Genomic DNA, 9,550 nt, shown 5'->3' with positions numbered 1-9,550 from the left:
TGCGCCCGAAAAAGCGGCGAGACAGCGAGAACGCCGCCACGCCACCACAACTACAGGGCCTTCAGCGGCAATGGGTGACGTCTCCGAAGCAAAATCAGCCGACTACGACGGCAACGACCGGGCGACGCCGTCATTGCGTGACTTGGTCAAACCTTCCTTAAGCTTGCGCTGGGGGCGCGCCCCCAGCAAAAGATTAGTCCGCCTCGCGCCAGGCCGGCGCGCGCTTGGTCTGGTAGTCCAGGAAGGTCTGGGCGAGCGCGCCCAATATCTCGGCCGATTCCTCGAACAGGGCCTTGAGCTGCGGCTCGTCGACCCTGTCGATGTCCTGGCGCAATTGGTGCTGCAGGCCAACGAAGGCGTGGCGCATCTTTTCCGTGAGATGCGGGGCGTCCGCAGGAACGGCCATGGGCTTTCTCCTGTTATCGCTGTGTTGTGAACGGCGGCGCCGGCTTTGGGTTCCGCGGCCCTTTTTTGGCCCTCATGCGTTCAGTTTCGCCATGGCTATTGCTGCCGCCGCAACCCGGCGGCGCAGGTCGCGCGGCTTCAGCACCTCGGCTTCGGTGCCGAGCAGCAGCAGATCGATCGCCGCCTGGTCGAGCGATTCGATCGGGATCGTGATCCGAACCCAGCCTTCGTCGTCGGGTGCGCTGGCCGATTCGCGCGCCGCCTCGGCAACGGTGGCGCCAAGCCGCTCCAGCCGCCGCACCGCCCGCGGCGAGGCGCGCAGCACCGCCTGCTCGCGATAGAGGCCGACCTCGAAGGCGCGGCTGGACTCGGTCCAGTAGCGCACCAGGTCGAAGTCCTTCGGCCGCGTGAAGCGCTCGCCGGTCGCGGTCAGAGTCTGGATGTTGGACACGCGATAGGTGCGCCGCTCCTCGCTGCGCTCCGCCACGACGTACCAGGTGCCGGCCTTGAGCACGAGGCCGAGCGGATGCAGCCGGCGCGTCGCGACGGTCGTGCCGCGGCGGTAGGCGACCTCGATCGCCGTCTCGGTCCACACCGCGTCGGCCAGCGCCGGCAGCAGCCGCGCCTGGTCGGGGCTCTTGAACCAGTCGACCGGATCGAGATGGAAGCGCTGGGCGATCTTCTGCGCGCCGGCGCGGCTCTTCTCGGGCAGGGCGGCGCTGAGCTTGAGCTGCGCCGACAGGAGCTGGTCGGCGACCCCGAGCTGCGTCGCCGGGCCCGGCAGGCCGGACAGGAACAGCGTCTCGGCCTCGTTCTCGGTGAGGCCGGTGAGCTTGGTGCGGAAGCCGTCGAGCAGCTGGAAGCCGCCGCCGGGTCCGCGGTCGGCATAGACCGGCACGCCGGCGGCGCTGAGCTGCTCGATGTCGCGATAGACGGTGCGCACCGAGACCTCGAAGGTCGCGGCCAGCGACTCGGCGGTCAGCCGGCCGCGGGTCTGCAGCATCAGCAGGATCGAGAGCAGGCGGCTTGCGCGCATGGCTGAATTCTAGCGGCCCAATCCTGACAGATCATGGCAGTTTTTTTCGCTGAATAAATTGCAGTCGGCCGTCCGGGCCGTCCGGCGCGTCCGGGACCGTCCGGCCGAGGGGAGGTGGCCGGATTCCCGGACTCAGGGCCAAAACCCTTATGGAATCGGCATCGGAGCCGTCCGGGATTCCGGCCGGCTTCGGAGCGGACGTCCGGACGCCTGGACCCGCAGCAGCCGGGCCTCGACCGAGCCTTTGCCGTCGCCGCAGTGTATCCGACACGGACCGGGAAAAATATCCTGACAGAAGCTGGCAGGTAGGCGGGCGTAAAACATGACACGCACGAAAGGAGCCTCCATGCTCAATATCCTAGCCCGCCCGCTGCTCAGGCCCGCTTCCACCAGTTCCGCCGACTTCGATTTCTTGATGGGTATCTGGCGGGTTCGGCACCGCTATCGCGTCCGCCGGCTCGCCGGCTGCAACGACTGGATCGAGTTCGAAGGCACCTGTGCCGCCCGCAAGATACTGGGCGGCCAGGGCAACAGCGACGAGAGCGACATCGGCATGCCGGGCCGCCGCTACACCGGCATGAGCCTGCGCCTGTGGGACCCCCAGCGCGAGCGCTGGACGATCCACTGGCTCGACAGCCGCCGGCCGGGCGTGATCGGGCCGGCGGTGAGCGGTGGCTTCTCGCAGCGGCCGGATGGCCCGTTCGGCATCTTCTACGGCGACGACGAGATCGACGGCCGCGACGTCCGCGTACGCTATATCTGGTCGCGCATCACCGAGGAGGGCGCGCGCTGGGAGCAAGCCTTCTCGGCCGACGAGGGCAACAGTTGGGAGACCGACTGGTACATGGATTTCACACGAGTGTAACCATGACGCAGCCGTTCGCGGCGATGCGCACGCGCGGTCCGGCCTGGAACGAGTCCGTACCGATGGAGCAGCAGGTCGACTGGCGGGCGCATGCCGACTTCATGAACGCCTTGCACGCCGACGGCGTCGCGCTGCTGGTCTTCCGGACCGGCAGCGCGGCCGAGGTCGCGGCACGGCTTGCCGAGGATTGCTGGAGCGTCAAAAACCTGTTGCAGACGCTCTGGATCAAGCCCTGGGCGTTGCGTCTCGGAACCGTCCCCGGACCTCAGGGGCCTTGACGCTCAGCGGGGCGACAACCACGTTCCCGGTGCTCCTTATTGGGAGGGAGGCACCGTCATGCAGCAGCAGGAACGCGACCTGATCGCCGATCTGTTCGGCCGTCTCCAGCAATTCGAGAACCAGCAACGCGATCAGGAGGCCGAGCGCCTGATCGCAAGCTATGTCGGACACCAGCCGGCGTCGCCCTACCTGCTGGTGCAGACCGCACTGGTGCAGGAGGAGGCGCTGAAGCAGGCCAAGGCGCGCATCGCCGAGCTCGAGGGCAAGGCGAGCGGCCAGGGCAGCTTCCTCGGCAACGCGCCGCGCGGCCCATGGGGCTCGCCTGCGGCTGCACCGGCGCCCGCTGCCGTACCGGCTCCCGCGCCCGCGCCGGCTCAGCCGTGGGGCGCCGCGCCGCAAGCGCCGGCCGGTGGCGGCTTCCTGCGCACCGCGCTCACCACCGCGGCCGGCGTCGCGGGCGGTGCGCTGCTGTTCGAAGGCATCCGCAGCATGTTCGGCCACAACACGCAGGCGCTGGCGCAGCCGTCGCAGGGCGTCATGGACAACACGGCACTTTCGCAACCGTTGTCGGACAACTCGCCGCTGATGCCGCCGGATAACCTCTCGCCGGCCGATCTCGCTCAGGATGACGGTTCGGCCGACGACTACGACCTCACTTCCGACGATTCGGGGTTCGACAGCTCGGACGACGACATCTAGAAAGCCGAGTCGATAAAAAGGGGAGAGACATTGGCGACGATCGAACTTCATACTTGGGGCACGCCCAACGGCCGCAAGATCTCGATCATGCTCGAGGAGTGCGGGCTGCCCTACAGCGTGCACAAGGTCGACATCTCCAAGGGCGAGCAGCACAAGCCCGAGTTCCTGAAGATCAGCCCGAACAACCGCATCCCCGCGATCGTCGATCCCGACGGTCCCGGCGGCAAGCCCATCAGCCTGTTCGAATCGGGCGCGATCCTGATCTATCTCGCCGACAAGACCGGCAAGTTCCTGCCCAACGATCCAGTCCAGAAGTACAAGACGCTGGAATGGCTGATGTGGCAGATGGGCGGCGTTGGCCCGATGTTCGGCCAGGCGCACCACTTCCTGCGCGCCGCGCCGACCAAGATCGAGTACGGCATCAAGCGCTACGTCGATGAGGCCAAGCGCCTGTATGGCGTGCTCGACCGGCAGCTGGCGAGCAACGCCTATGCCGCGGGGGCAGAGTACACCGTCGCCGACATGGCGATCTTCCCGTGGACGGCGCGGCACGAATGGCATCAGGTGACTCTGGCCGACTTTCCCAACGTCAAGCGCTGGTACGACGCGATCAATGCGCGGCCGGCGGTGACGAAGGGCATGGCGGTTCCTTACCTGAACTAGCAGCGGATGAAGCGGACGTTCCTGGCGGCGGCGCTGTTGCTCGCCGCCTGCACGCCGCTGACGCAGACTTCGACGCCCGCGTGCGCGGCGCCGCTGAAGTCCGCGCTGCAAGTCGATCTCTATTTCGGCCGCGGCAGCGCGGGCCGCGAGGTCAGCGAGGCGGAATGGGCGTCGTTCCTCAACGAGGAGGTGACGCCGCGCTTTCCCGACGGCCTCAGCGTCTTCGACGTCCGCGGCCAGTACCGCAATTCGCAGGGCACGATCGAGCGCGAGCGGAGCAAGCGGCTGACCGTCGTGGTGTTCGATGCACCGTCGCATCTCGCCAAGGTGCAGGCGATCGTCGCGAGCTACAGCCGACGCCACGGCCAGGACAGCGTGCTTCGGGTCGAGCAGCCGGTCTGCGCCAATCTTTAGTTTGGTGGCATCCGCCCTGGAACCTATCTAAGGTAAGGCACTACAAAGGAGTCTTGGCCCATGAGCAAGAACGTCAAAGCGCGACAGTCCGCCAATCTCGCGACGCCCACCGATCTCGGCGCCAATGCGACCAAGGATCTGACGGGTGGGCTCAACATCCTGCTCGCCGACGTCTTCGCGCTCTATCTCAAGACCAAGAACTTCCACTGGCACGTCTCGGGCCCGCATTTCCGCGACTACCACCTGCTGCTCGACGATCAGGCGACGCAGATCGACGCGATGGCCGATCCGATCGCCGAGCGCGTGCGCAAGCTGGGCGGCAACACCGTCCGCTCGATCGGCCACATCAAGAAGCTGCAGCGCGTGCTCGACAACGACGCCGACTACGTCACGCCGGACGATATGCTGGCCGAGCTGCGCGACGACAACAAGCAGCTCGCCCGCAACATGCGCAACCTCCACGAGCTGTGCGACGAGCACAACGACGTCGCCACCGCCAGCCTGCTCGAGAACTGGATCGACGAGACCGAGCAGCGCGTGTGGTTCCTGTTCGAGACCGGGCGCAAAGGTTAGGCCCGGCGCACCATCGCCGGCACCAGGTCCTTCAGCGACGGCGCGCCGACCTGCATCATGACGGCGCGCGTCTCGCCGTGCAGCAGGCCCAGCACGCGCTCGACGCCGGGCTGGCCGAAGGCCCCGAGGCCCCACAGGTAAGGCCGCCCGACGCAGACTGCGCGGGCGCCCATCGCCAGCGCCTTCACGATGTCGGTGCCGCGGCGGAAGCCTGAATCGACCAGCACCGGCAGGCGGCCGCCGACCGCCTCGAGGATCTCGGGCAGGGCGTCGATGGTCGCGCGGCCATTGTCCTCGGCGCGCCCGCCGTGGTTGGACACGACGATGCCGTCGAGCCCGGGGTCGACCGCGAGCTTGGCGTCCTCCGCCGTCATCAGGCCTTTGACCAGCAGGCGCGTCTTCACGGTGTCGCGCAGGCGCTTGAGGAACGACCAGGTCAGCGTGCTGTGGGCGGTGGTGTTGACGCCGCCAAGGTCGATGCCGTCGAAGTTGGGCTTGCGCTGCACGAACGACTTCATGCTGAGCGCATGGCACGACGCGCAGTCGCGCGTGTCGGTGCGCCACAGCCGGTAGAGCGTCTCCCAGTTCTGCCGCGTGATCACGTCGACGGTGACGACGATCGCGCCGGCGCCGGCCTTCTCGGCGCGCTTGGCCAGCGCCTCGGCGACCTGCCATTTGTCGGTCGGATAGAGCTGGAACCAGACCGGCCGGCCGCGCGCCTCGATCGCATCCTCGATCGAGGTGGTGGCGACGGTCGACAGCATCGTCAGGTGATTGCCGGCCTTCGCGGCGCGCGACACCGCGACCTCGCCGTCCTCGTGGAAGGCGCGGTTGGAGCCGGTCGGTGCCACGACGATGGGGCTGCCGTAGGTTTCGCCGAACAGCTCCATCGTCGTGTCGAGCCTGCCGACATCGACCAGCCGGCGCGGCCGTAGCTGGAATTTCTGGAAGCCCTCGCGGTTGGCGCGCAGCGTGACCTCGTCGTCGACGCCCGAGGCCATGTAGCCGAAATGCGCCGGCGGCAGGTTCTTGTGGGCCACCGGCTCGAAGTCGAAGACATCGAGCGCTTCGCGCGGCGAGCCGATCAGCTTGTCGAGGTTGCGCGGTCCCCAGACCATCGGGTCGGGCAGGCGTCGCAGCTCCTGCGCGAACGCCTCGGGTCCAGCCAGCAGCGGGCTCGCGGCCAGGAAGTGCAGCAGGCGGCGGCGGGCTAGCGCGTCTCGGCCCATCGGGTGAGTTTCCCCAGGAAGGTGTCGCAGGCGTCCATCTGCGATCTAGCGACGAATTCGTTGGGCTGGTGCGCCTGCGAGATGTCGCCGGGCCCGCAGATCACGGTCGGGATGCCATGGCTGCGGAAGATGCCGGCCTCGGTGGCGTAGGGCACCGCGTAGGTGCGGTTGCCGCCGGTCCATTCGAGCGCGAGCTTCGCCGCCTCCTCGTTCTCCTGCGGCAGCAGGCCGGGCACGAAGGAGCGGCGCTTCAGCGTGATGTCGGCGGCGGGGTGCTTGGCCTTCATCCTGGGCAGCAGCAGCTCGGCGATGTAGGCCTCGGCGCGGCGCTGCACTTCCCACGGATCGTCGCCGGGCAGGGTGCGGTAGCCCCAGTTGAGCGTGCATTCGCGCGCCAGGATGTTGCCGGCGGTGCCGCCGGTGACGATGCCGACATTGATCGTGGTGTGGCCGGGCACGGTGTCGATATCCGTGCGCTTCCTCTGCGCCAGCTCTTCCTGCAGCTCGTTCAGCCAATGGATGAAATCGCCGGCGAAGTGGACGGCGCTGACGCCGAGATGGGTCATCGAGGAATGCGCCTCGAAGCCGGTGAAGGTGGCGACGATGCCGCCGCCGTAGTTCTGGGCGTTGACCACGCCCATCATGGTCGGCTCGCCGACGATCACCGCGCGCGGCCGCGGCACCGCGCCGACCAGCTTCTCGGCCAGCGCCGGCGCGCCGAGGCAGCCGATCTCCTCGTCGTAGCTGAAGGCGAAGTGCATCGGCACCTTGAGCTTGGCGCGCTGGAACGCCGGCACGTGGCTGAGGGCGGCGGCGATGAACCCCTTCATGTCGCAGGTACCGCGAGCGTAGAGGTTGCCGTCGGCCTTGGGCGTCAGGGTCCAGGGATCGCTGTCCCACGGCTGGCCGTCGACCGGCACGACATCGGTATGGCCCGACAGCACGATGCCGCCTTCGGTTTCCGGCCCGATCGAGGTGAACAGGTTGGCCTTGGTGCCCTCGGCGTTGGGCACCAGCGTGCTCTTGACGCCGAACTCGTCGAGATAGCCCTGGATCGACTGGATCAACTCGAGGTTGGAGTTGCGCGAGGTCGTGTCGAACGCCACGAGACGCTCCAGCATCTCGATCGAGGAGGGGGCTTGGGTACGCATCCCGGCACCGTCGCACGCCGCGCACACAGGGCCAAGAGCCTGATTTTGCGGCGAAAATCGTGCCTGCGGTTGCCCCGGTGTTTGACTTGGGCACCCCCCGCCGCTAGAACCGCCGCGCATCCGTCGTGGATAGAACGACCGCCGGGGTCTTAATGGGCTCGCGGAGAGGTGGCCGAGCGGTCGAAGGCGGCGGTTTGCTAAACCGTTATACGGGGTAAACCCGTATCGAGGGTTCGAATCCCTTCCTCTCCGCCATTACCTTTTGGCCCAGTAAAATCAACGTTTCCCGAGGGTATTCCACACAGTTCTTCCACACAGGCCATCCTGTTGATAACGTCGAACAAAGACTGAACTGCTTGAGGTAAATTGGGCCTCACGGACGGCCCATGAGTTTCCCCGAAGAGCACCACTACCTGCCGCAGTTCCTTCTCGCGCCCTGGTGCGGCGAAGATGGGATGCTAACCGCGTTCTCCAAGCCGTACCAAGACAAGGTGGTGGCGCGGCGCTACGCGCCGTCCGCGGTAGCGAAGCGGGCCAATCTCTACACCTACATCGGCATGCCAGAGGGAAAGGCGCAGGTGTTGGAAACAGTCTTCTTCCAGAAGGTTGACCACGAGGGCGCACTCGCCTTGCAGGCCGCATTCGCAAATGGGGCGAACACGATCACCAGAGATCAGCGCGCCCAGCTCGCCGTCTTCCTGATGTCCCTGCGGGTGCGCCATCCTGACGCCATCGCCATGATACGGAAAGAGGGGGCCGAAGGGCTCGTCGCGGCGCTCGACCGAGACCCCGAGGAGGCCGTTGCTGCTGGCCTTGCACCTGTTCAAAGGCTCTCCGAGCTGGTGCACCAGGACAACCCCGCGCTGATTGAGAACTTCGGGCTCTCGATCTTGCCGGAGATCGCGACGAACCCGAACTACCTCAACCGGCTCGCCCGACTTGATTGGGTTGATGTCCAGTTCCCCGCCGCTGCACCCGAGTTGGTGATAAGCGACCGAGCGTTGTTGCTGCGCGGCGACTTGCTGACGGAATGCGTGATGGTCCTGCCGGTCGGCCCACGCCGCGCGATGCTTATTAACAGTGATCGGCGACATATAGATGCCTTCAGGCAGTTGCCCCCGAAGGAGCAGGTCCGGAGCATCAACAAATGGTCGGTTGAGGAGGCCGTGGAGTACGTTTACGCCCGGGGTGTTGAACACCTGCCGTTGGTCAAACGGAGGCTACGTCGGCGGCCAGACCGTGGAAGGCGCGAACTGGAGTAGGAGCTTCGGCGCATGGTGACTAAGCCGGTACATCGCAAACCCATTGGCGAGAACGGACCAATTCGGATCGCTAATACCAGCGGCGGACCATCCGTCACTGGGAAAAGATTGCCTATCCCGAGCACAAGGCTGCACAGGAGACGATGATTGCGGAGGCCTTCGTGTCCACGCTCAACGTTGGCGACGGCCGTAAGTGGGTTCTGGAGCGGCTACCCGAAGCCGACTTCGACTTCGCGTTCCATGAAGAGGGGGACAGCCGCTACCTCGAACTACAGGAGATCATCATCCCATCGAAGAAACGAGGATCACCTTACACAAATCGAGAGCAAGTAATTCGGTCAGTGAAGTTCTCCGATACCATCCTGTCCGGCGTGCAAAGCAAAGCTGCAAAGTATGCGAGGGACGTAGGGAAGCCCCTGGAGCTGCTGCTCTACGTGACCCATTGGCGTTTCTTGACGAACCATCGGTACCTTAATGCTGATCCAGCTTCTTGGCAAACATAGAACGAGCAAGGCCACGTTGGAGCGGGGTTTGCTTTGTCTGGTGCCACGGTGAAGAAGTTGTTAAACGGCTGACCTGAAGGAGGCGGGTCGCGGCCGGTCGAGGAGACTAACTGCTGGCGGCGCCGCCCGTAGAATCGCCGGTCCATGATTTGATAGTTCAATCATCTCCAGTGCCTCTCTCGTCGAATAATCGAGAACTGATACAGCTCCTCCTAGATGACGTAAGTCTGATAGAGAGCCGAATGCTGCTCAGCATGCCGTTCCCCAGCGACATTCGGGCGACCTTTTCGCCGATCCTTCGACGCTGGCTGGTGGAGGGCCAATGACCTGCCCCTGGGTTTTCGGGCCATCGATTAGTTGAGAGACTGGCCTCCGCGAGGAGGCAGGATGAAGAAGTCGAGGTTCACGGAAGAGCAGATCGTATCGATCTTGCGGGAGACGGATCGGGACACGGTGCCGGTGGTATCGAAG

12 protein-coding genes and 1 tRNA gene are annotated in these 9,550 nt (G+C 65.7%); 9 read left to right on the top strand and 4 right to left on the bottom strand.

Features of this window, described 5'->3' with window-relative positions; translation table 11 throughout:
- Positions 1-193 precede the first annotated feature (193 nt).
- Complete coding sequence (locus tag J0J01_RS32640) at positions 194-406, bottom strand: hypothetical protein (protein ID WP_296387819.1); 213 nt, start codon at positions 404-406, stop codon at positions 194-196.
- A gap of 72 nt (positions 407-478) precedes the next feature.
- On the bottom strand, positions 479-1,441 hold the full coding sequence (locus tag J0J01_RS32635; RefSeq protein ID WP_296387818.1) for a YafY family protein: 963 nt from the start codon (positions 1,439-1,441) through the stop codon (positions 479-481).
- 415 nt (positions 1,442-1,856) lie between these two features.
- Here J0J01_RS32635 and J0J01_RS32630 point away from each other — a divergent pair, with 415 nt between their 5' ends.
- Genes J0J01_RS32630 through J0J01_RS32605 form a run of 6 tightly spaced genes read left to right on the top strand, consistent with a single transcriptional unit; the run spans position 1,857 to position 4,934 of the window.
- On the top strand, positions 1,857-2,306 hold the full coding sequence (locus J0J01_RS32630; RefSeq protein WP_296387817.1) for a DUF1579 domain-containing protein: 450 nt from the start codon (positions 1,857-1,859) through the stop codon (positions 2,304-2,306).
- A gap of 2 nt (positions 2,307-2,308) precedes the next feature.
- Positions 2,309-2,584, top strand: coding sequence for a hypothetical protein (locus J0J01_RS32625; protein WP_296387816.1), 276 nt, complete (start codon positions 2,309-2,311; stop codon positions 2,582-2,584).
- A gap of 58 nt (positions 2,585-2,642) precedes the next feature.
- Positions 2,643-3,284: a DUF2076 domain-containing protein gene (locus tag J0J01_RS32620; protein WP_296387815.1), complete on the top strand. Its 642-nt coding sequence runs from the start codon at positions 2,643-2,645 to the stop codon at positions 3,282-3,284.
- 30 nt (positions 3,285-3,314) lie between these two features.
- Positions 3,315-3,947: a glutathione binding-like protein gene (locus J0J01_RS32615; protein ID WP_296387814.1), complete on the top strand. Its 633-nt coding sequence runs from the start codon at positions 3,315-3,317 to the stop codon at positions 3,945-3,947.
- A 6-nt stretch (positions 3,948-3,953) separates the two neighbouring features.
- Positions 3,954-4,361 (top strand): DUF3574 domain-containing protein, encoded by a 408-nt coding sequence (locus tag J0J01_RS32610; protein ID WP_296387813.1) that lies wholly within the window; start codon positions 3,954-3,956, stop codon positions 4,359-4,361.
- Positions 4,362-4,421: 60 nt separating this feature from the next.
- Entirely contained in the window at positions 4,422-4,934 is a 513-nt protein-coding gene (locus J0J01_RS32605; RefSeq protein ID WP_296387812.1) for a DNA starvation/stationary phase protection protein, read from the top strand.
- On the opposite strand, the gene J0J01_RS32600 is transcribed toward J0J01_RS32605, so the two are convergent.
- Both J0J01_RS32600 and argE read right to left on the bottom strand, forming a co-directional pair.
- Complete coding sequence (locus tag J0J01_RS32600; RefSeq protein ID WP_296387811.1) at positions 4,931-6,163, bottom strand: alpha-hydroxy acid oxidase; 1,233 nt, start codon at positions 6,161-6,163, stop codon at positions 4,931-4,933. The genes J0J01_RS32605 and J0J01_RS32600 overlap by 4 nt on opposite strands.
- A complete protein-coding gene (argE, locus tag J0J01_RS32595) occupies positions 6,145-7,314 on the bottom strand; it encodes an acetylornithine deacetylase (protein WP_296387810.1) in 1,170 nt (389 codons plus the stop codon). Before argE ends, J0J01_RS32600 begins: the two co-directional genes overlap by 19 nt.
- Before the next feature lie 162 nt (positions 7,315-7,476).
- Between argE and J0J01_RS32590 the strand changes: the two genes are divergently transcribed.
- The 3 genes from J0J01_RS32590 (at position 7,477) to J0J01_RS32580 (ending at position 9,079) form a co-directional block, all read left to right on the top strand.
- Positions 7,477-7,569 (top strand) — tRNA-Ser (locus tag J0J01_RS32590).
- A gap of 131 nt (positions 7,570-7,700) precedes the next feature.
- Positions 7,701-8,576 (top strand): DUF4238 domain-containing protein, encoded by an 876-nt coding sequence (locus J0J01_RS32585; RefSeq protein ID WP_296387809.1) that lies wholly within the window; start codon positions 7,701-7,703, stop codon positions 8,574-8,576.
- Between the two features lie 161 nt (positions 8,577-8,737).
- On the top strand, positions 8,738-9,079 hold the full coding sequence (locus tag J0J01_RS32580) for a hypothetical protein (protein WP_296387808.1): 342 nt from the start codon (positions 8,738-8,740) through the stop codon (positions 9,077-9,079).
- The last annotated feature ends 471 nt before the right edge of the window (positions 9,080-9,550 follow it).

The organism is Reyranella sp. (assembly GCF_017305915.1).
Taxonomy (GTDB): Bacteria; Pseudomonadota; Alphaproteobacteria; order Reyranellales; family Reyranellaceae; genus Reyranella.
This window is presented reverse-complemented; position numbering and strand designations above follow the sequence as displayed.

Bases quoted from the DNA above. Each gene is read 5' to 3' on its own strand.
- J0J01_RS32625 (WP_296387816.1), top strand. From the start codon at position 2,309: ATGACGCAGCCGTTCGCGGCGATGCGCACGCGCGGTCCGGCCTGGAAC.
- J0J01_RS32620 (WP_296387815.1), top strand. From the start codon at position 2,643: ATGCAGCAGCAGGAACGCGACCTGATCGCCGATCTGTTCGGCCGTCTC.
- J0J01_RS32635 (WP_296387818.1), bottom strand. From the start codon at position 1,441: ATGCGCGCAAGCCGCCTGCTCTCGATCCTGCTGATGCTGCAGACCCGC.
- argE (WP_296387810.1), bottom strand. From the start codon at position 7,314: ATGCGTACCCAAGCCCCCTCCTCGATCGAGATGCTGGAGCGTCTCGTG.
- J0J01_RS32610 (WP_296387813.1), top strand. From the start codon at position 3,954: ATGAAGCGGACGTTCCTGGCGGCGGCGCTGTTGCTCGCCGCCTGCACG.
- J0J01_RS32630 (WP_296387817.1), top strand. From the start codon at position 1,857: ATGGGTATCTGGCGGGTTCGGCACCGCTATCGCGTCCGCCGGCTCGCC.
- J0J01_RS32585 (WP_296387809.1), top strand. From the start codon at position 7,701: ATGAGTTTCCCCGAAGAGCACCACTACCTGCCGCAGTTCCTTCTCGCG.
- J0J01_RS32600 (WP_296387811.1), bottom strand. From the start codon at position 6,163: ATGGGCCGAGACGCGCTAGCCCGCCGCCGCCTGCTGCACTTCCTGGCC.
- J0J01_RS32640 (WP_296387819.1), bottom strand. From the start codon at position 406: ATGGCCGTTCCTGCGGACGCCCCGCATCTCACGGAAAAGATGCGCCAC.
- J0J01_RS32605 (WP_296387812.1), top strand. From the start codon at position 4,422: ATGAGCAAGAACGTCAAAGCGCGACAGTCCGCCAATCTCGCGACGCCC.